This is a genomic window from Streptococcus sp. HMSC076H09 (genome assembly GCF_001811765.1).
GTDB lineage: Bacteria > Bacillota > Bacilli > Lactobacillales > Streptococcaceae > Streptococcus > Streptococcus agalactiae.
Genome location: NZ_KV806591.1, coordinates 41,958 through 63,733, shown reverse-complemented (window position 1 = coordinate 63,733; position 21,776 = coordinate 41,958). Strand labels below are relative to the sequence as shown.

22 protein-coding genes are annotated in these 21,776 nt (G+C 35.1%); 4 read left to right on the top strand and 18 right to left on the bottom strand.

The window, feature by feature from the left end; genetic code table 11:
* Nucleotides 1–281: 281 nt before the first annotated feature.
* From HMPREF2818_RS01690 to HMPREF2818_RS01655, 8 genes are all read right to left on the bottom strand, one after another.
* Nucleotides 282–1,952, bottom strand: a complete 1,671-nt coding sequence (locus HMPREF2818_RS01690) for a formate--tetrahydrofolate ligase (protein WP_000845307.1) — start codon at nt 1,950–1,952, stop codon at nt 282–284.
* 88 nt (nt 1,953–2,040) lie between these two features.
* The gene (locus HMPREF2818_RS01685; RefSeq protein ID WP_070508698.1) at nt 2,041–3,060 is read right to left on the bottom strand and encodes a lipoate--protein ligase; all 1,020 of its coding nucleotides are present in this window, start codon (nt 3,058–3,060) and stop codon (nt 2,041–2,043) included.
* A gap of 26 nt (nt 3,061–3,086) precedes the next feature.
* Nucleotides 3,087–3,965, bottom strand: coding sequence for an SIR2 family NAD-dependent protein deacylase (locus HMPREF2818_RS01680; protein ID WP_000219406.1), 879 nt, complete (start codon nt 3,963–3,965; stop codon nt 3,087–3,089).
* Nucleotides 3,934–4,752 (bottom strand): protein-ADP-ribose hydrolase, encoded by an 819-nt coding sequence (locus HMPREF2818_RS01675; RefSeq protein ID WP_001133608.1) that lies wholly within the window; start codon nt 4,750–4,752, stop codon nt 3,934–3,936. Before HMPREF2818_RS01675 ends, HMPREF2818_RS01680 begins: the two co-directional genes overlap by 32 nt.
* Entirely contained in the window at nt 4,745–5,077 is a 333-nt protein-coding gene (locus HMPREF2818_RS01670; RefSeq protein ID WP_000717326.1) for a glycine cleavage system H family protein, read from the bottom strand. Before HMPREF2818_RS01670 ends, HMPREF2818_RS01675 begins: the two co-directional genes overlap by 8 nt.
* A gap of 28 nt (nt 5,078–5,105) precedes the next feature.
* Entirely contained in the window at nt 5,106–6,092 is a 987-nt protein-coding gene (locus HMPREF2818_RS01665; protein WP_000778227.1) for an LLM class flavin-dependent oxidoreductase, read from the bottom strand.
* Nucleotides 6,089–7,288, bottom strand: a complete 1,200-nt coding sequence (locus tag HMPREF2818_RS01660; protein ID WP_001067090.1) for an NADH-dependent flavin oxidoreductase — start codon at nt 7,286–7,288, stop codon at nt 6,089–6,091. The genes HMPREF2818_RS01665 and HMPREF2818_RS01660 overlap by 4 nt, the downstream gene beginning before the upstream one ends.
* Nucleotides 7,281–8,117, bottom strand: coding sequence for a lipoate--protein ligase family protein (locus HMPREF2818_RS01655; protein WP_000455162.1), 837 nt, complete (start codon nt 8,115–8,117; stop codon nt 7,281–7,283). Before HMPREF2818_RS01655 ends, HMPREF2818_RS01660 begins: the two co-directional genes overlap by 8 nt.
* Nucleotides 8,118–8,270: 153 nt before the next feature.
* On the opposite strand from HMPREF2818_RS01655, the gene coaB reads away from it, so the two are divergent.
* The 4 genes from coaB to HMPREF2818_RS01635 all read left to right on the top strand — a co-directional run bounded on the left by coaB (nt 8,271) and on the right by HMPREF2818_RS01635 (nt 11,938).
* Nucleotides 8,271–8,957, top strand: coding sequence for a phosphopantothenate--cysteine ligase (gene coaB / locus HMPREF2818_RS01650; protein WP_032456993.1), 687 nt, complete (start codon nt 8,271–8,273; stop codon nt 8,955–8,957).
* Nucleotides 8,950–9,492 carry a phosphopantothenoylcysteine decarboxylase gene (gene coaC, locus HMPREF2818_RS01645; protein ID WP_000595815.1) on the top strand — a complete coding sequence of 181 codons (543 nt, stop codon included), beginning with the start codon at nt 8,950–8,952 and terminating at the stop codon, nt 9,490–9,492. Before coaB ends, coaC begins: the two co-directional genes overlap by 8 nt.
* A 45-nt stretch (nt 9,493–9,537) precedes the next feature.
* Nucleotides 9,538–10,110, top strand: coding sequence for an ECF transporter S component (locus HMPREF2818_RS01640; protein WP_000728785.1), 573 nt, complete (start codon nt 9,538–9,540; stop codon nt 10,108–10,110).
* Between the two features lie 109 nt (nt 10,111–10,219).
* Nucleotides 10,220–11,938: a phospho-sugar mutase gene (locus tag HMPREF2818_RS01635; RefSeq protein ID WP_000222544.1), complete on the top strand. Its 1,719-nt coding sequence runs from the start codon at nt 10,220–10,222 to the stop codon at nt 11,936–11,938.
* A gap of 52 nt (nt 11,939–11,990) precedes the next feature.
* Here the strand turns inward: HMPREF2818_RS01635 and HMPREF2818_RS01630 are convergent, their stop codons facing one another.
* The 10 genes from HMPREF2818_RS01630 to HMPREF2818_RS01585 all read right to left on the bottom strand — a co-directional run bounded on the left by HMPREF2818_RS01630 (nt 11,991) and on the right by HMPREF2818_RS01585 (nt 21,705).
* The gene (locus HMPREF2818_RS01630; RefSeq protein WP_000746856.1) at nt 11,991–12,188 is read right to left on the bottom strand and encodes a hypothetical protein; all 198 of its coding nucleotides are present in this window, start codon (nt 12,186–12,188) and stop codon (nt 11,991–11,993) included.
* A 13-nt stretch (nt 12,189–12,201) separates the two neighbouring features.
* Nucleotides 12,202–13,935, bottom strand: a complete 1,734-nt coding sequence (locus tag HMPREF2818_RS01625; protein WP_000647645.1) for an ABC transporter ATP-binding protein — start codon at nt 13,933–13,935, stop codon at nt 12,202–12,204.
* Nucleotides 13,936–15,657: an ABC transporter ATP-binding protein gene (locus tag HMPREF2818_RS01620; RefSeq protein WP_000826938.1), complete on the bottom strand. Its 1,722-nt coding sequence runs from the start codon at nt 15,655–15,657 to the stop codon at nt 13,936–13,938.
* A gap of 11 nt (nt 15,658–15,668) precedes the next feature.
* Nucleotides 15,669–16,271, bottom strand: coding sequence for a lysozyme family protein (locus HMPREF2818_RS01615; RefSeq protein WP_000472260.1), 603 nt, complete (start codon nt 16,269–16,271; stop codon nt 15,669–15,671).
* A 1-nt stretch (nt 16,272) separates the two neighbouring features.
* On the bottom strand, nt 16,273–17,250 hold the full coding sequence (locus HMPREF2818_RS01610; RefSeq protein ID WP_000968656.1) for a nucleoid-associated protein: 978 nt from the start codon (nt 17,248–17,250) through the stop codon (nt 16,273–16,275).
* 4 nt (nt 17,251–17,254) lie between these two features.
* Entirely contained in the window at nt 17,255–18,511 is a 1,257-nt protein-coding gene (gene glyA, locus HMPREF2818_RS01605; protein ID WP_000575546.1) for a serine hydroxymethyltransferase, read from the bottom strand.
* Between the two features lie 91 nt (nt 18,512–18,602).
* Nucleotides 18,603–19,199, bottom strand: coding sequence for an L-threonylcarbamoyladenylate synthase (locus HMPREF2818_RS01600; RefSeq protein WP_000998735.1), 597 nt, complete (start codon nt 19,197–19,199; stop codon nt 18,603–18,605).
* Complete coding sequence (gene prmC / locus HMPREF2818_RS01595) at nt 19,192–20,022, bottom strand: peptide chain release factor N(5)-glutamine methyltransferase (protein ID WP_001104948.1); 831 nt, start codon at nt 20,020–20,022, stop codon at nt 19,192–19,194. Before prmC ends, HMPREF2818_RS01600 begins: the two co-directional genes overlap by 8 nt.
* Nucleotides 20,022–21,101, bottom strand: a complete 1,080-nt coding sequence (prfA, locus tag HMPREF2818_RS01590; protein WP_001028826.1) for a peptide chain release factor 1 — start codon at nt 21,099–21,101, stop codon at nt 20,022–20,024. The genes prmC and prfA overlap by 1 nt, the downstream gene beginning before the upstream one ends.
* A 34-nt stretch (nt 21,102–21,135) precedes the next feature.
* Nucleotides 21,136–21,705 carry a thymidine kinase gene (locus HMPREF2818_RS01585; protein ID WP_000068109.1) on the bottom strand — a complete coding sequence of 190 codons (570 nt, stop codon included), beginning with the start codon at nt 21,703–21,705 and terminating at the stop codon, nt 21,136–21,138.
* Between the last annotated feature and the right edge of the window lie 71 nt (nt 21,706–21,776).

The following is a 21,776-nucleotide window of genomic DNA, read 5'->3' as shown; positions in this document are numbered from 1 at the left end:
TTGTACCATATTTTGTTTCGCAGGAAGTCTATTGTAAAATCAATAAAATAGCGATAACGGTTGTTCGACTAAATATACCCCTTAGTAAACTTTTCTTACTCTTATTAAGTAAACGAACAATTTTGACTTTATTACTGATAAGTTTTTCCCCCCTCCAAATCAATCATTTTATTATAGCATACTGTCACTTGAATAGCATTCTATTATTCTAAATTATCTCTAGTTAAAATCTAATCCCCAATAAAAAGAGGCTAGCATCACAAGCCCTACCTCTTTATTATTTAAAATAATCCAACGACTGTACCGTCTTCTAAAACATCCATATTGAGAGCTGCAGGTTTTTTAGGTAAACCAGGCATTGTCAATACGTCTCCAGTAAGAGCAACTATAAAACCAGCTCCTGTTTTTGGAACAAATTCACGAACAGTTATATCAAAGTCAGTTGGAGCACCAAGTAAATTTGGATTATCAGAAAAGCTATATTGTGTCTTTGCCATACAAATAGGCATCTTGTCCCAGCCATTGTCACTAAACTCTTTTAATTGTATTTGTGCCTTAGGTCCAAAATGAACTTTATTACCACCATATATTTTAGTAACAATTTTTTTAATTTTTTCTTCAATAGTGTCTTCATCACTATATAAGCGTTTGTAATTGGATGATTGTGTTTCAATCACATTAGCAACAGTCTGTGCAAGTTCAAGGCCACCGTCTGCTCCATCTTCCCACACACTTGCTAATTCAACTGCCACATCAATATTACTACATAAGGTTTTAAGAGTTGCAATTTCACTTTCTGTATCTGCAGTAAACTGATTGATAGCTACAACTACCGGAACACCATATTGACGCATATTGTTAACGTGACGCTCGAGATTTGTAAAACCTCTTTTAACTGCTTCGACGTTCTCTTGTGAGAGATCTTCTTTTGAAACACCTCCATGCATTTTCAATGCACGCAATGTAGCAACAATAACAATCGCATCGGGAGAAGTCGGAAGGTTTGGCGTTTTTATATCAAGAAACTTTTCAGCGCCCAAGTCTGCTCCAAAACCAGCTTCAGTAACAACGTAATCTGCTAAGCGTAGAGCTGTTGAAGTCGCTAAGACAGAATTACATCCATGTGCAATATTAGCAAATGGTCCCCCATGGACAAGAGCCGGTGTCCCATAAATGGTTTGAACCAAATTAGGTTTGATAGCATCTTTTAGGATAAGTGTGAGAGCTCCTTCAATCTTCAAATCTTTAACATAGATTGGTTTACGGTCCCTTGAGTAAGCCACAACAATATTTGACAGGCGTTTCTTTAAATCTGATAGGTCAGTAGCTAAACATAGAATAGCCATTATTTCAGAAGCAACAGTAATATCAAAGCCATCTTCACGTGGTATCCCATTGACAGGGCTTCCTAAGCCAACGATCACCTGACGAAGAGCACGATCATTAAGATCAACTACACGCTTCCAAATCACTCGACGTTGGTCAATATCTAATTCATTGCCTTGATGAATATGATTATCAAGTAGAGCTGATAAAGCATTATTAGCAGTTGTGATTGCGTGCATATCACCAGTAAAATGCAAATTAATATCTTCCATTGGTAGTACTTGTGCGTATCCACCTCCAGCAGCTCCTCCTTTAATACCCATTACAGGACCTAAAGAAGGTTCGCGAAGAGCAATCATCGTTTTTTTACCAATTTTATTTAAAGCATCAGCTAATCCAATGCTCATAGTGGATTTTCCCTCACCTGCTGGTGTCGGATTAATAGCAGTTACTAAAATTAACTTTCCTACTTTTTGAGATTTTACAGCTTCAATCTTATCAAAAGATAATTTTGCTTTGTATTTACCATACAATTCTATATCATCAAAACCAATTCCTACTTGCTCAACAATCTCAGCAATAGGCTTTAGGGCGACGCTTTGCGCTATTTCAATATCTGTTTTCATGATATTCTCCTTTTAAATAATAAAAATAGTATAGCAATATTCCCTATAAAAACATATTTTTTTGCAAAAAAAAATTAAAATGTTCGTTTTATGAAAATAAAACTGCTTTTATTTCTTCTGGACTAGTCTGACCAAAATAATCTTCTAATGATAAAGTACTTAATTTTTCCAAGACTAATTCTTCTTTCATAGGGCAACCAATGAGAAGGTTTTCAATATCTGAAATATCTTTAGAACTGAAAAAGTCACCATAAATACGGCAATTCGTAATAATACCTTTCTCAATTTCTAAGTGAAAATCGTAAGTTCCTGACGGAAAACGAGCATCTCTGTGATACGAATACTGTGGTGAGTTACCATAATTCCAATCCCAATTCTTATATTTTTCATCAGCTAGAGCGTCAATCGCAGCCCAATCTTTTTCGGTTAGATGATAGCGTTTTGCCTGATCAATATGAGCAATATGTAATAATTGACAAACCATTAAATCTTTAAATTGATCGGTTGTGATATGACGATAATCTTCTGACAAGTGGCTACGAATATCTCCTACTCGACTTCGGACAGATTTTATCCCTTTAGATTCAATTTTTTTCCGATTAGGATTTAACACTTTTTCCATAGCATCAAAATCAACATCTAATAAAAGAGAGTAACCACCGTAAATACGACCGTTTACTATCGTCATTGCTGCACCTGATACTTTTTTACCATCAATAACTAAGTCATTTCGTCCCCTCATTTCAACACTAGAAGCACCTAAAGTTTTTAGGGCCTTAATAGCTGGCTCATAAGCTCGTTTGAAATCACCAAATTGTCCATGATCTTTCATGAGATAGCAAATATTTACAGCACCTGAGTCAACGTAAACAGCCCCTCCACCAGTATCTCGACGAACAACAGGAATATCATGTTCTTTCAAATATTCTTGATTTGTCTCTATAACTGCATTCTGAAATTTTCCGATTTCAACTTTGGGATCACAATAGTATGGAAATAAAATATCATCATCTAAAAAAACATTTTGTAAAATATAAACTTGCATGGCAAGTGCAATCGCACCGTCTGTGATACGCTTACCATTTCTAATTGGTTCAATAAGATACATTTAGGTCTCCTTTTATAGCAATTTAGTTATCCAATAATTTCTTTTTTCGCTTCAGCAATTAATTCAGCGATATGCTGTGTCAGTTGCACACTCCTTGAGCGAATCTTTTGAGGAATGCGATAATGCTTGTGATTAAGAGTAACAAATAAAGAGTTTTCATTTAAAGAGACGAATCGCCAAAACGGATGCTTAATAAATTGTGGCGTGGTATGTCCAACTCCAATCTCTAGATAAAGAACTTTGTCATTTTGATGTTGTGATAAGAAATTTTCATAACGTTGTCGTTGAGCATGAAAGTCAGCATCTTCCACCATACCTTTTTCTTCGTTACGTTTATTAATTTCAAACGGTTGATCACACTTTGGGCATTTTGGGATTAAGTTACTAGGAATCTTCATATCCTTTTGTTGTGCAATCATTTGACGAATTGCCTGATCATTTCGATAAGTTTGTTGATGACAATGTTGACTACACTGCCATAAGCCATATTCACCTTGAATATGAAAAACTTTTTCTAAATTATAATCAGTCACAGCGAAGGCATTATCAGCATTAGTTGTAATAATATGATATTCTTTTTTCGCTAAAATATCCTTTAAATCAAGATAAGCTTGTCCTACCGGTTGATCTAAATAATTAAGTGCCACAAAACGACTTTGGAAGGCCCAATATTCTTCCCAATCTTCAAAGTCATAAAGACTTGCTTGCAACATATCTAATAGTTGATATTTAGCAATAAAATCCGGAAAAGCTTCTTCAAATCTGGGGCCAATATAGGTAAATCCATCCGCTGCAGACATGCCTGCACCAATACCAACTACAATAGCATCTGATTCTTCTATTAACTGACTTAGTATTTCTGATTGAGAATGATTAGTTTTTTCTAGAGTCTTCCACACTGTCATCTATTTCCTCTTTTAATAATAATTTTTGATAAATCTCTTGGTCTTTAGGTGTGAATGTATTGAAAATAATATAGAGTTTGTGCTGATTTTCGCGTTGCCACTCTAATATCGCTTGAACAGCCAATTCAGCAGCTCTTTGATTAGGAAAACCAAATTCTCCCGTTGATATACAAGGGAAGACAATTGTTTTAAGATTAGCTCGAACTGCCAACTGTAAGCAGGATTTATAAGAAGACTTTAATAAATCCTCTCTTATACGAGATGGCTTTTGATCAACTTTTACGTAAGGTCCGACTGTATGAATAACATACTTACAAGGAAGATGATAGGATTCGGTAAGTTTAGCTTGTCCTACGGCTTCCATTCGTCCTTGTTGTGTCATCAATTGATGACATGCTAAACGTAATCGTGAACCTGCAAACGTATGAATATGATTGTCAATACAATGGTGATTAGGAATAAAACAACCTAACAACTTACTATTTGCTGCATTAACAATAGCATCCACTTGTAATAAGCAAATATCCCCATGGTAGGTAAATACATTTGAATATACCGTTTGATGACAGACGTCTATCGTTTTTACTTTTTGAGTATTCCACCAATGTGACAAATACCTATCTTCTAAAGACAGGTACTCTTGACTAATGTTTTGAGGATCTTGTTGATTAACTAGACCACGCCAAACCGTTTGCAAATCGGTGGTCCTCAAGTCATCAACGTCTGTTAAATTTTCTGACTGAAGATACTCAATCATGGCTAGCAATAGTTGTTTTTGATTAGGCATTTTCTAAAGCTTCAAAAGCAGCATAATCAACGTCTGTTAACACAACCAACCAATTTTCGTCAGCTTTTTCAGAATTTAACAAAGTTGGTTCTTGACTTGCAGCTGTATTAACTTTAACAACTTTACCTGTAAGAGGAGATAAAATTGCCATAACCGTCTTTGAAGCTTCAATATTTAAAATAACATCATCAACTTCTAAATTTGTATCATCTGTGAATTCCACATATCCGACAGTTCCCAAGTCATCTTGAAGTTCTGGAGTTAAACTGATAGTATAAAGTTCTTCATTTTTTTCAATTAATAAGTAGTTCGCAATTTTTTTCATGAGTAATTTCCTTTCTGAGAAAACGTGATTAATATAACTGTGATAATAATTTTAAGGATTTGATTCGTTGATCAAGTCCTGGAACAAGAGGAATCAAAAGTAGTTCTTCTGCTTGACTAGCATTAACTAAAGCGTCAAGGCTTTCTTTAACTTGTTTTGGATCACCTACAATCATACGGTGGCGATTTGATTTAATTTTTGCTTTTTGTTCAGGAGTCAATTGGTAATGATTAGCTTCTTCAATAGTAGGAAATGTTGCAAATTCATTGAAGTCTTTATTTCCTAGCATCCAGATATCTAAAGTCTTTGCTATGTTTTCAGCTTCTTCTGAAGTATCAGCTATAACTACAAATGCAGCTACCATCAAATTAGGAGACTTATTAGGATAATATTCTTCAAACTGATGATAATAAAGAGATGAAAGCTTTTTAGCTTCTGTCAATGGGTCTTTGTCCATAAAAGGAAAAACACCGAAGGTAAAGCCTAAGCCAAGTTTAGCCGCTAAATAAGCTGATTTTTGACCACTCCCCAACACATATAAGTCTGGGAAGCTAGAAAGAGTCGGTTGAACTAATGGTTTCTTGCTGGATGATTCATCAATAAGCCATGACTTCAATTCCTCCAGTACCTCTTCGTAATCATGTGCTTTATGTAAGCTACGAAGTGCATTTGAAACTTTAACTGTCCCTAGTGAATTTCCTAAACCAATACTTACTCGATTCGGATGACATGTCTCTAATGTTTTGAGAGTCTCCGCGAGTTTAAAACTACTATAGTGCAGAGGCATTATACCTCCAGAGCCAATTTTGATAGATTTAGTCTGGTTAGCCAAATGCATTATCATTAATTCTGGATTGCTAATACTGAATGCCCTAACACCGTGATGTTCAGCCACCCAAAATTGATGATAGCCTAGTCGCTCCGCCTCTTGTGATAAAAGAATCGTTTCTTGTATTGCATCACTTGCAGTTTTTCCATAATCAATAAGCCCATAATCAAGGACACTTAATTTCATCTTTCCTCCCTATAATTGCTTCGAAGTTCTCTAAAAACTTCTCGAGCTTCCTTTGGCAAAGATTCTCCATAATCCATCAAAGGAACAATATCTTTAAAGGAGGCTTTTGGAATCGCCAAACCTTCTAAATCACTCACTTTAATCCTTAAATTAATCTGATCAGAACGCTTAGCTTTTATTTTTTGTAAAAATTCCGGATCAACTACTAAGGGCGTGGAAGCTCCTACCATATGAGCATGTTGTAAGGCTTCAAACACCTTTGAAGCACTATTAATACCTCCAGTTGCCATAATTGGAACTCTATCACCAAAATGTTCAAATATAACTTGATTAACCAGCTGCCCTTTGTAAACTCCCTCAGAACGTATAGTATTTCTAAAGACATCATGCCCCCAGCTTGCAACGGCAAGATAATCTACCTGAGCAATCGCTAAAATTTTTTCAAGAAATTCCATAAACTCTTCAATGCTATATCCAATTTGTGAACCGCGAGTTTCTTCAGGCGTCGCTCTAAAACCAAGGATAAAATCTGACTCTGCTTCTTCTCTGATAACTTTTTGTACCGCTTTAAAAACTTCTAAGCCTAAACGACAGCGATTAGTCAAAGTTTGAGGACCATACTCATCTTTTCTTTGATTTGAGAAGGTTGAGAAAAAGGTTTGAATTAGTAATCGTTGTGCAGAAGATATTTCAACACCATCAAATCCAGCTTGTATAGCTCGTCTTGTAGCCTGGACATATTCATCGATAATCCTTAGTATATCTTTGTGTGTTAGTTCTTTAACCTGATGTGGGTATGGCGATTGCAATTGCATAGGGCTGGGACCATACACATATCCGTGTCTTGCCAAAGTGTGACTTGAGAAACGTCCAGCATGCGTCAGCTGCAAAACAGCTTTCGCTCCCTTAGACTTCATTGCTTTAGCCAATTTAGTCAAACCAGGAATGTCCTCATCCTTTGAAACGCTAAAACCATATTCAAATAACTGACCATATTCTGTGATATATGCTGCTCCAGTAATTTGTAATGGAGCAGATTTAGCACGACGAACAGCATATGCTATGTCGTCATCAGTTACAAAACCTTCTGATGTAGAAGAATTAGTTACCATAGGTGATAGAACAAAACGATTTTCTAAGCTCAATCCATTGGGAAGCGTTAATGGACGAAATAAATTACCTTGGACATTATTCATCTCTGCTCACCGTCCCCTTATTAGCCATAGACTTAGCCTGAAATCTATCAAACTCTGCAACTAAATCGGGCCTAATCATCAGTAAACGATCATTAAAACCTACTTGTTTAAGGCTAATCAACATACGATCAATAACATCTTCTACTGTCATAGGACAATCTAATAGATCAGATAGATTAGCCATAATTTCAGGATCTACATTTGGATAAGCAATTGGACTACCCGTATCACCTAGACCAATCTTATAAAAATCTGAAATCATTCGACTCCGCCCTTTTTGATCGCCACAAACGCTAAGGTAAATCGATACCGCAATACCATTCTTTATACGGCGCTGAGCCAAGCCAGCAAATTTTTTGCCATTTATACTAAGATCAAACTTACCAGGACAATAGGAGGTCTCTACTTCAAAGTGCTCAATAGGTTGATAAAAATCCGAAAATATACTTCTAATAAAATCGACCATTATAAGATACCCATCTGAGATAGACAATTTTCTCTCAAAAACATCTGGAATAACCAATGAAAAATTTAAAATTCCTTCATCAGCTACAACTGCGAGACCACCAAAATTCCGAACAACTGGTTCATAACCACGACTGATGATTTCTTTTTTTGCTAATTCTAAATGTGGTAATTCTCGATCTAACATCCCCAGAATGACTGTCTTAGTCATCGGCCAAATATGCAAAATAATTTCTTGATTTGAGCGATTAATCTCCCTTAAAAATACTTCTGTCCATATAAAAGGTTTTTCCGCGTCTTGAGCATCTGTAACATAGTCTTTAAAAATAGATACAGGTAATTGCGCTAGATCTTGCCATTCCAATAAATCTGACCTCCTTTCTCTAGAAAACTCTGCAAGATTTATTTTATCGCAATCGCTTGAAATTTTCCAGTAAGTTTCCCTCAAATTCAATTACTATCAAGAAGAAATATATCTTTTATTTACGAAAAGCATTTTTTTATGTACAATATGGCTATGAAAATTTTGATTACATCAGGTGGAACTACCGAGAAAATTGATACCGTTAGGAGTATCACGAATCACGCAACAGGAGCTTTAGGAAAAATAATTGCAGAAAAATATTTACGAGAAGGACATCAGGTGACACTCGTGACTACTAAAAATGCAGTCAAACCAGAATCTGCTACCAACTTATCCATATTTGAGATTGAGGACGTTGACTCATTAATAAAAACCTTGAAGCCATTAGTGAAAGAGCATGATATTTTAATTCATAGCATGGCAGTGTCTGACTATACCCCCGTCTACATGGCTGATTTCGAAAAGGTTAAATCAAGCGATGATTTAGATACTTTTTTGCGCAAAGATAACCACGAAGGGAAAATATCATCTGAATCAGAATATCAAGTCCTTTTTCTCAAAAAAACACCAAAAGTTATCAGCCTTGTGAAAAAATGGAATCCTCAAATTACTCTAGTAGGTTTTAAACTACTTGTGAACGTTACTAAAGAAAATCTTTTTAAAGTTGCTCGTCATAGCTTAATCAAAAATAAAGCTACGTTTATTTTAGCTAATGACCTCATTGATATTACCTCAAAACATCACATAGCCTACCTACTTGATCATGATAATGTGTATAAAGCTACCACCAAAGAAGATATTGCTCAATTAATTTACGAAAAGGTAAAAAAATATGATTAAACGTATTACACTAGCCGTCACCGGTTCAATTTCGGCCTATAAAGCAGCAGACCTTACAAGTCAATTAACTAAAATTGGCTATGATGTTCACATCATAATGACACAAGCTGCCACAGAATTTATTACACCGTTAACTCTGCAAGTATTATCAAAAAATCCTATTCATTTAGATGTTATGGATGAGCATAACCCAAAAATCATCAACCATATCGAATTAGCAAAACGCACAGATTTATTTATCGTTGCACCTGCCTCTGCTAATACTATTGCTCATCTAGCATATGGCTTCGCTGATAACATCGTAACAAGCGTTGCTCTTGCTATGCCCGATGAAACTCCAAAACTTATCGCACCAGCAATGAATACAAAGATGTATCATAATACAATCACCCAACGTAACATTAATATTTTGAAAAAAATAGGTTATCAGGAAATTGAACCTCGTATTAGTTTGCTTGCCTGTGGTGATACCGGTCAAGGAGCCCTGGCTGATATCTCCACTATACTTAAATGTATACAAGAAGTTGCAAATTAGGCTGTAAATTTGTATACTATTTCTAGTTTAATTTAAGGAGTTATAATGAAAAAGAAAAACAAATCCTCTAACATTGCTATAATTGCAATCTTTTTTGCTATTATGCTTGTCATTCATTTTTTGTCATCATTTATTTTTAGTTTTTGGTTAGTCCCTATTAAACCTACTTTGATGCATATCCCAGTTATTATTGCATCTATAGCCTATGGACCTCGTATTGGTGCAACTCTAGGCGCCTTAATGGGGGGGATCAGCGTAGCTAACAGCAGCATTGTTCTATTACCAACGAGTTACCTCTTCTCACCTTTTGTTGAAAATGGTAATTTTTATTCGCTAATTATTGCACTTGTACCACGTATTCTAATCGGGATTATTCCTTATTTCGTTTACAAATTACTACACGACCGCTTTGGTTTGGCTATCTCAGGTGCTATAGGCTCTCTAACAAACACAGTATTTGTTTTATCTGGAATTTTTATCTTTTTTTCAAGTACTTATAATGGGAATATCAAGCTAATGCTCGCTGGGATTATTTCATCTAATTCATTAGCTGAGATGGTCATTGCAGCTATCATTGTATATCTAACTGTTCCTCGTATTCTCAATATTAAACATTAAAAACTGGCCAGGAAGAAATCTTCCTGGCTTTTCTTACTTATATTTTATAGTCATATTGAAAAAAACATGTTATAATGAAAGCGTTTATAAATATTGAAGGAGTATTTCAATGACTTACACAGAAAATTTTCAAAAATGGTTAGATTTTGAGCAGCTTCCTGACTATCTTCGTCAAGAATTACTATCAATGGATGAAAAAACAAAAGAAGATGCTTTTTACACAAACTTAGAATTTGGTACTGCTGGTATGCGTGGTTATATTGGTGCTGGTACAAATCGTATTAATATTTATGTTGTCCGTCAAGCAACCGAAGGATTGGCAAAATTAATCGAAACTAAGGGAGAGGAAGCTAAAAAACGTGGTGTAGCCATTGCTTATGATTCACGCCACTTCTCTCCAGAATTTGCTTTTGAGTCTGCACAGGTCTTGGCACAGCATGGAATTAAATCTTACGTATTTGAAGCTCTTCGTCCAACACCAGAACTCTCTTTTGCTGTTCGCCATTTAAATGCCTATGCTGGTATTATGGTTACTGCAAGCCACAATCCAGCACCTTTCAATGGTTATAAAGTCTACGGACAAGACGGAGGTCAACTACCACCAGCTGATGCTGATGCACTAACAGACTTTATCCGTGCTATTGAAAATCCATTTGCAGTTGAACTTGCTGATTTAGATGAAAGCAAATCAGCGGGTCTTATTCAAGTTATCGGTGAAGATGTTGATATTGAATATCTTAGAGAGGTTAAAGATGTTAATATCAATCAAGATTTAATCAATAACTTTGGAAAAGACATGAAAATTGTCTATACTCCTCTCCACGGAACTGGTGAGATGTTGACACGCCGTGCCCTTGCTCAAGCCGGTTTTGAATCTGTTGTTGTAGTAGAATCACAAGCTAAGGCAGATCCAGACTTTTCTACTGTCAAATCTCCTAACCCTGAAAGCCAAGCTGCCTTTGCTCTTGCTGAAGAACTCGGACGAGAAGTTGATGCAGATGTCTTAGTAGCTACTGATCCTGATGCAGACCGCCTAGGCGTTGAAATTCGCCAACCAGATGGTTCTTATAAAAACCTTTCTGGAAATCAAATTGGAGCGATTATTGCGAAATACATCCTGGAAGCTCATAAAACAGCAGGAACACTTCCAGAAAATGCTGCTCTCGCTAAATCAATCGTATCAACAGAATTAGTAACAAAAATTGCCGAAAGTTATGGCGCTACAATGTTTAACGTTTTAACTGGATTTAAATTCATCGCTGAGAAAATTCAAGAGTTTGAAGAAAAACATAACCACACCTATATGTTTGGTTTTGAAGAAAGCTTCGGATATCTTATTAAACCATTTGTCCGTGATAAAGACGCTATTCAAGCAGTTCTTTTGGTTGCTGAGATTGCAGCTTATTACCGTTCGCGTGGTTTAACACTTGCAGATGGTATTGATGAAATTTACAAAGAATATGGTTATTTTGCTGAAAAAACGATTTCAGTAACACTTTCAGGAGTGGATGGAGCTGCTGAAATTAAGAAGATTATGGACAAATTCCGTGAAAATGGTCCAAAACAATTTAACAATACTGATATTGTATTATTAGAAGATTTCCAAAAACAAACCGCTACTAAAAATGATGGAACAATATCTAACTTAACAACTCCTCCAAGTAATGTTTTGAAGTACACGTTAGCTGATGATTCATGGATTGCAGTTCGCCCTTCAGGAACTGAACCAAAAATCAAGTTCTATATTGCCACGGTCGGTAATGATTTAGCAGATGCAGAAACAAAAATCGCCAATATTGAAAAAGAGATTACAACATTTGTAAATTAATAAAAAAAGCTAGGAACTTACTCCTAGCTTTTTTTATATCTATCTAACGATTTCAATCATGAAATATAACTGCAATTAACTTCACGATCAAATAATAGAGCAGACTTACAATTAACCACGTTATCCCAATAACTGCAACTAAACCTATTAAAACAGATAATACCGTATTCTTAGTTGCTAGTTGGTTACTGATAAACCATGAAACTGCAGAAATAAATATCAGTAATAATAGTTGAAGCCTTTTTTTCATATAACTCCTCTTACTACTTTTGTGCATTTTGCATTTGATAATAAATACCTTTTTGAGCCATTAATTCAGAGTGGTTACCCACTTCTACAATTTCACCAGATACCATAACTAAAATAATATCTGCTGTTTGAATGGTAGATAAGCGATGTGCAATAATAAAGCTTGTTCTCCCCTTCATCAACATTTGGAATGCTTCTTGAACAAGAACTTCAGTACGAGTATCTATAGACGATGTTGCCTCATCTAATATCAATATTCTAGGTAATTTAAGAAAAATACGAGCAATTGTCAATAGCTGACACTGCCCCTGTGATAACGAGTCTCCAGCATCTTCTAAATACGTATCATATCCATTCGGTAATTGTTTGATAAAGAAATCTGCATTAGCTGCTTTTGCAGCCTCTATCACTTCGTCACGGCTAGCTTTAGGATTGGCATATGCAATGTTATCGTGAATCGTAGCACTTTTTAACCACGTTTCTTGTAATACCATTCCAATTTCTTGCCTTAATTGTGATGGCTCATAATCAGTAATAGGCTTACCATCTAAAAGGATATTTCCCCCGTCAACTTCATAGAAACGCATTAATAAATTGATTAAAGTAGACTTCCCAGCACCTGTTGGTCCTACAATAGCGACCTTAGCTCCTGCTGGAATGTGTAAATTAATACCATTCAATAGTGGTTTTGATTTATTATAACCAAAAATAACGTTTTTAAAATCGATTTGACCTTTGACCGTTGATGAATCAAGTTTTTCTGTACCTGTTATATTTGGTGACGATTCTTCTAAAATAGAGTAAAGGCGTTCTGCACAAGCCAGAGCACTTTGCATCTCAGACAGGACGGAAGAGATGTCATTAAATGGCTTAGTATATTGATTGACATAATTTAAGAAAGTGATTAATTGACCAACACTAAAAGCACCTGACATAATACGAAGGGCACCAATCCCTGCTAAGAAGCCATAAATCAAACTATTGATAAATCGGGTTGATGGATTGACAGTTGAAGAATAAAAAATTGCTGATTGAGAAAAGTTAGCATACTCTTGATTAATAGTCCTAAAATGATCACTACTTTCTTCTTGCGCACTGAATGCTTGAATAAGGCTTTCTTGACTCACCATCTCTTCAATGAATTGAGTTTGTCGTCCTCGTGATGCCGTTTGATTTTGATATAAGTGATAACTCTTTTTAGCAATAAAGCGGGCTAGAAAGAGTGATAAAGGCGTCAGAAATAATACCAAAAAAAGCATTAATAAATCAATCTTTGCCATACTAAAAATAGTAACTAGAATAGTTAATAAACCAACAAAGAACTGGTTAAAAACCATTAATAAACCATTTGATAATTGCTCCGTATCGGTAGTCACACGACTAATCAAGTCACCTATGCCACGTTTATCAAGGTAAGCTATAGGTAATAGATTCAACTTTTCCATTACAGCCTTTCTTAAAGAAGCAACATAATGAAAAATTAAGCGGTTATAGAGCAGAGGATTAATCCATTGAATAATAGTATTTGCTAAAATAACTGCAACCATCTTCCACATTATAGGTAACAATAATATCATAGAATGAGGCGATAATACAACGTCTACCGCCTGTCCAATTAGAACAGGCAAATAAACAGTGAGGCAAACTTGTACTACCGTCCCTAATAATGCCATTCCTACTAAGCTTTTTTTAGAAAGAAGATCTTGAACAAGCTTTTTTTGTATCTTTTTAGGATGACTTGCTTTCATTTACTCCTCCTCCTTAAAATTTTGTGAATGGTAAATGGACTTATAAACTTTGTTATGAGCTAATAAAGATTGATGATTATCAAAACCAACTTGTTTGCCCTTATCAAGAAGTAAGATTCTATCTGCATTTTGTATACTATTAATTCTCTGTGATACAATAATAAGATTAGTTTGGTTGAAATGTTTAATTATAGCTTTAAATAAACGAGCTTCTGTTAAATAATCCAATGCAGATGTTGCATCGTCTAAAATCAAAAATGGAATCTTATCTTGAACTAAAGCTCTTGCAATCGTCAACCTTTGCCTTTGACCACCAGAGAAATTCCTACCAAAACTCTCTACAGGGGCATCAAGTTGACCATCTTTTTCTTTTACAAAATCACTAGCTTGTGCTATTTCTAAAGCAGTCCAAAGTTTTTCCTCACTAACTTTACCAAGTCCCAAAGAAAGGTTAGAACGAATAGTTCCTTTAAACAACTGAGCATTTTGAGGAACAACTCTTACCAGGCTACGCCAATTTGAAATTGTATCTGGACTTTTTCCCTGATGATATATATCAATATCCCCTTCTTGCACTTTATAAATATGAAGCAGTAAATTAACCAAGGTTGATTTCCCAGAGCCAGTTCCACCAATTATCCCTAAAGTTTCTCCTACATTCATAGAAAAAGTAATATCAGATAAAGCTTTTTCAGAGGAGTTTGGATAAGAAAATGCCATTTCTTGCACTTCTAAAGCCTTATTCGAATATTTTGGCTCAAGTTTGTCATCAATTATTTCAGACGGTCTTTCAAAAACGGCTATAATTCGCTTAGCACTGATATAACTTTGGTTCAGTGATGTCACCAACATTGTCATTTTTAACAATTCAACAAGAATTTGCAATAAGTAATTAATTAAAGCAACCAACATTCCTTGTGATAAAAGATGATTAGCTATATTTAAATTACCACGCCAAATAATCACAACCAAAATGATATTAACAACTAGAAATGTTAGAGGCGTTACTAAACTAGAAAGCCTACCTGCTTTTAATTGTAAATTCGTATAGTGATAATTGATATCATTAAATGCTTCACTCTCTCTATCTACTTGATTAAAGGCACGGATAACTCGTACACCTTGAAGTTGTTGCCTAGTCAACTTTACCAAATAATCGGTTAAAGTTCTGATTTTAAGGTAAATAGGATTTAATAGTCGAGACATTACAAAAACAATGATAAATAACGTGACAACCATTATCAAGAACCAAATAGTCAATGAGGGACTAATGGAAAAAGCCATAATTATGGCACCAAAAACAATAATCGGAGCCCTCAAAAATAAACGTAAAAATTGATTTAAACCAGTTTGGATTTGAAATGTATCAGCAGTCAAACGAGTAATCAAACTAGCAGTTCCCAATTCATCTCTGTCTTTTTTACCCAGTGACATGACTTTTTGATAGAGATCCTCTGTCAATTGTCTCGTATAACCAACTGCGGCTTTTGAAGAATAATATTGAGCAGTTATCGCTACTACAACACCCACCGCAGCCAAAAAGAAAATCAATCCAATTTGCAACAGTAAACTACTTCTATCCCCTCGTGGAATGGTCTCGTCAATCATTTTTGCAATAACGATTGGTACCAAAAGTTCAAAAGAGGCTTCTAATAATTTGAAAAGGGGTCCAAAGATAGTTTCTTTGATATACCCCTTAAAATAATAAGTTAGTCTTTTCATACTTACCCTTCTTAAAACAACTCCATTATTTTTATCAAATAAAGGTTGAATTGAACTTCACGTGAGTAGTAAATATTACCACCATTTTTATAGAGCTTCCCTCCTGAAATTAAGGCGAGAGGATGATAGTAAAAGTAAGTGTCCCCGTTATAATTTCCTAGGCTGGGAGCTACAACATTTTTAGAGTAATTTTTGGCCAACTCAATGGAATTTTCACCCCCATGATCCGCTACATAATCAATATAAGAAGAACCAAAATTATATGCTTGGACAGCAGTCCATACATCAACCTTAGCTTTTTTAGCTTGACTTATATTTTGTGACAACAGAGTGACGCCATGTTTAATACTGGTGTGACTATCCGTAATACTGTTCGTAGTTCCACTGATACTTTCACTTGATTGCATCACATCTATAGCATCTCCCTTAGTTTCAGTATAAATCATAGATAATACTAAGTACACATTAGCCTCTGAACCATTCTCTGCAAGAGTATTCTGCACTAAATCATGATATTGAAGCACTTTTTTAACATTTTCATGGATGATAACTAGACGGTACCCAATGAAAATAATAATAATTAATGCTATCAAACGTTTTAAAAATTTAAACATATTATTTATTTTGAATATCCTGTATGTTTTTGATTAGTATTGAGTATGTACCATCAGGGTTTTGGATAAATTCAACTGATTCGGCATCTTGGTAGACATTGTTGGGTACAATCAATTCAATACCATTTGAAAGAGATAGCTTCTGATTCTCTAACTTCTTAATTTGACGGGAATGATCAATATCACTTACTTGAACAGATCCAGGTATTGCGTCTTTCAATTCATCAACAAAAGTCAGCCTGGCTGTTAAATTATCATCAAATAATTGATCTGCTAATTTTTCTGGAGACAATTCTTGCTCTTCTTCTAAATTCTTATAAATAGCCGATTTCATTTTTGATTGGAAAGAAAAATCATCTTTGTTGAAATTTTCAGCAATTTTTTGAGCTGTCTGTTCAACCATTTTTATAGATTTTTTAACAGACTGTTCTGGTTGTACTTGTAATAAATTTTCAGAAAAATAATTAGCAAATGAACCATTGTGTTTGATACGCTTTTCAATTAAATAGTATTGCTTTGATGACTTGTTAACAACCAAAGCTTCATCTGGAGTTTGAGCAGCACTTGGAAGGTTATTCTGTGTTATTGTAATTGGCTGCTCTTGATTTTCAGAAACATGAGCAAATTGTTCCTTTAATGAGATTCGAAGGAAAGCAAAATGTTCCATTCCATCCTTGTCAAATTGAATAAAAACTAAGTCATTCGTTTTTTGATCTTCCGATATGACAAACTCTTCTTTCCAAAGTTGCGCAATTTGACAGGAAGAAACATATAAATCATCTTGTAAATGACTCATAAATACATTATCCTCTCCAAAATAGCCACGCTTAGCTTCATCAGAAAAAACTTTACTTAATTTTTTACGAAAGTAGTCATCAATCCTTGGAGTTAGGGTTAACGGAGTATCTGATAGCACTAACTCTGTGTCGTTAGGAGAAAACTGATGTATAATAATCTGTTTGATATAAAAATCCATCATAACATTAATTCTCATACAAAGGGAAAGCGTCCGTTAATGATTTAATTTCTTGACGAACTTCTGTGAGGACATCTTGATTTTCATGATTTTTGAGTGCCTTAATCATTAATTCAGCGATTCTTCGAGATTCTTCAACTCCCATTCCTCGACTAGTAATTGCTGGAGTACCAATTCGAATACCTGATGTTTTAAATGGTGATAGTCGCTCAAACGGTATAGAGTTCTTGTTAAGGGTGATATTGACTTCTTCAAGAACATTTTGTGCCTTTTTGCCATTCTCAATAACTTTTGTGACGTCTACTAAGAACAAATGATTATCAGTACCATCAGAAATCAAATGAAAGTCATCATCTTCTTTAAAAACTTTAGCCATGGCTTGAGCATTTTTAATAATATCCTCACCGTATATTTTAAAGGAAGGATCTAGGGCTTCTTTCAAAGCTACAGCTTTTGCAGCAATTACATGTTCTAATGGTCCACCTTGGAGTCCTGGAAAGACTGCAGAATTAATTTTTTTAGCAATTGCTTCATCATTGGTTAAAATCAAACCACCTCTAGGTCCACGTAGAGTCTTATGTGTTGTCGTTGTCGTTACATGAGCATAAGGAATAGGACTAGGGTGATGACCAGAAGCAACTAAACCTGCAATGTGAGCCATATCAACCATTAAGTAAGCATCTACTGCGTCTGCTATTTGACGAAATTTTTCAAAATCAATAATGCGAGAATAAGCCGACGCCCCTGCAACAATTAATTTAGGCTGCGTTTCCTGTGCTATTTTCAAAATGTTATCATAGTCTAGCATCTCCGTCTTAGGATCAACAGAGTAAGAAACAAAATGATAAGTTTTTCCTGAGAAGCTAACTGAAGCGCCATGTGTTAAGTGCCCACCTGCTGCTAAGTCCATCCCTAAGACAGTATCTCCCGGCTCGATTAAAGCCATGTAAGCTGCTGCATTAGCCTGACTACCAGAATGTGGTTGAACATTAGCAAACTCAGCATTAAATAACGTCTTAGCTCGTTCTATAGCTAAACTTTCAACTACATCAACACAATCTGTTCCTCCATAATAACGATGACTAGGATACCCTTCGGCATATTTATTTGTCAAAACAGAACCTTGTGCTGCCATAACAGCTTTTGAAACAACGTTTTCTGATGCAATTAATTCAATATTATTTTGTTGGCGAATTTCCTCATCATGAATAGCCTGCCAAAGTTCTTGGTCAAATTCTTTAAAATTGTCTTTATCAAAAATCATTTTTTACTCCTTAAGCTCGTTATAACTTTTAAATAATGGTTTCAATCATTATATTTATCACATTTTTACTATTAGTTGCAAGATGATTAAATTAATTTTCAAAAATTAATTCAGGTATCGTAGCCGTTAGTACCTCTTGCGTGATTGCACCTTGCCTTAAAATCTTAACTCTATCACCAGACAAATCAATAATAGTAGAATCCACACCTGTCAATGCTTTATCATCTTCAATACCTAAAACTTGATGATTAAACTGTTTTTGAATTTCTGAGAACACACGACCACTATCACATCCAGAAATATTAGCAGAAGGACCAATCAGTGGACCATGGTTAGCAATCATATCAAGGGTTACAGGGTGTTTAGGCATCCGAAATCCTACGCTTAATAACCCAGAATTGATCCAATGCGGAACTTCTTGTGAAGCTTCCAAAATAATGGTTAGCGGTCCTGGTAAAAAAGCATCGTACAATTGCTTTAAATAGGTCGGTTGATTTTTAGAATATTTTAAAATAGTCTCAAAATCACATATATTTAAGTTCATAGCCTTATCACGAGGCCTTTTTTTAAGCTCATAGACGTGGTTCACAGCTTCTTCACTCAAAGCTTTGGCAAAGATTCCGTAGACCGTTTCTGTTGGCATAATAACTGCGCCATGATCCTCTAAAATCTGTCCCAAATCATTCATTATCTAATACCACCATTCTATCTTTACCAAATATATCTTTCAAAACTCTGCAACGATTGTTTGGAAAATATCTTTTCAATAAACTTCGTAAATCATCACCTTGTTTGTAACCTATTTCAAAATATAATTTACCTCTAGGTTGCAAATATTCTCTTGAGTTTTCAATGATTTTACGATAAATAGCTAATCCTTCTTCGTCTGCAAAAAGGGCACTATGAGGCTCTGAAGCTAGCACATTCTTCCCCACCTCGTCTTTGTCATTGTAAGAAATATAGGGAGGATTAGACACAATAATATCAAATTTACCTGAAATGTTACTAAAGACATCTGATTCTATAAAAGTCACTTCCGCATCACAATTATTAGCATTTTCCTTTGCCAAGTCTAATGCAGATACAGAAATGTCACTAGCTAGAACATCCCAAGAGGGGCGTTCTTTTTTTAGAGAAATGGCAATTGCTCCACTACCTGTACCAATATCTAAAACAGAACAATCTTCTACTTTATTCTCTGATAAGATTAGATCAACCAACTCCTCTGTCTCAGGCCTTGGAATTAAAACTCGTTCATCAACAAAGAAAATAAGGTCTCTAAAGTAAGCTTTACCTGTAATATACTGCGGTGATCTATGTTTTTTAAGCTGTTGAAAAATATTTTCCATTAATTGCTGATCAGTATCACTCACACTACTATTTTGATTTAAAAGGTAATCAGTTGTTGACCATTGTTTTAGGTCTTTTAATACATAAATAAAATTTTCGACTTCTTCACCACAAGCTTCTAATAACTGTCCGTAATGCTTGATTAACTGCGCATAATTCATTATTTATTTAAGGCTTCTAACTTTTGAGTCTGATCATACATAACAAGTGCATCAATAACTTCATCCATTTTTCCAGATAAAATAGTATCTAATTTTTGAAGTGTCAAACCAATACGATGATCTGTTACACGATTTTGTGGGAAATTATAAGTGCGAATACGTTCTGAACGATCACCAGTACCAACTGTTGATTTACGTTCAGCATCTTGTTCATCTTGAGCAATTTGCGCAAAATGGTCAGCAACACGAGCACGAATGATTTTCATCGCTTTATCACGGTTTTTTTGCTGAGTACGCTCTTCTTGCATTTCAACTTTGATTCCTGTAGGAATGTGTACCATACGAACTGCAGTAGCAACTTTATTGACGTTCTGACCACCAGCACCAGACGCGTGGTAAATATCGACGCGAAGATCTTTTTGATCAATTTCGTATTCTACTTCTTCAACTTCTGGCATTACCAAAACAGTTGCAGTTGAAGTATGAACACGACCCTGACTCTCTGTCACCGGAACACGTTGAACACGATGAGCTCCTGATTCATATTTAAGCTTAGAATAAACTGACTGACCAGAAACCATAGCAACCACTTCTTTAATACCACCAACACCATTAACGGATGATTCCATAACTTCAAAACGCCATCCTTGAGTTTCAGCATATTTTTGATACATTGTTAAAAGATCACCAGCAAAAAGCGCTGCTTCATCGCCACCAGCAGCACCACGAATTTCTAAAATAATGTTTTTATCATCGTTAGGATCTTTAGGTAATAGAAGGATTTTTAATCTTTCTTCATACTCTTCTTTAGCTGCTTTTGATTCTTTAAGTTCTTCTTTAGCCATTTCTTCCAATTCAGCATCACCAGAAGCATCCTTGATCATTTCTTCAGCATCTGAAATATTTTGAATGACTTGCTTATATTCTCTATAAGCTGTGACAGTTTCTCGAGTATTAGCTTCTTCACGTGATAATTCCATAAATCGCTTTGTATCTGAAACAACATCTGGATCACTAAGTAACTCACCTAACTCTTCATAACGATCTTCAACTGCCTGCAATTGATCATAAATATTCATTTTTCTTTGTATCTCCTTTAAAACCGATTATCTTTTAAATATCTGGATTAAAATAATGTTTTCGACAAACTGGGATATATGTTTCATTACCACCAATTTGTATCTGATCACCTTCATAGACAGGTTTTCCGTTTTCTGTCCTTAAAACCATGGTTGCTTTCTTACTACAGTATTGGCAAATTGTTTTGATTTCATCAATCTTATCGGCCAATAATAGCAAATGTTTTGAACCTTCAAAAAGATTGTTTTGGAAATCATTTTTCAAACCAAAAGCCATGACTGGTACATCTAAGTCATCTACTACTCTAGCTAAATCGTAGACGTTTTTCTTACTCAAAAATTGACATTCATCAATTAAAACACAATAAGGCTTTTGTGGTAAATTCTGAATATAGGAGAAAATGTCCATATCATCTGAAATTGGAACTGCTTCACGGCGCATTCCAATACGACTTGAAACGACTCCAAATTCATCTCGAGTGTCCAAGGCGCTTGTCATAATAACCACAGGTTTTCCTTGTTCTTCATAGTTATGAGCAACTTTTAAAATTTCAATGGTTTTACCAGAATTCATTGTCCCATATTTATAATAGAGTTGAGCCAAAGCGGAAAATCCTACTTTCTATAGTATTCTACCTATTTTACCACAAAGGCTGAAGTTTTCCCAGCCATTGA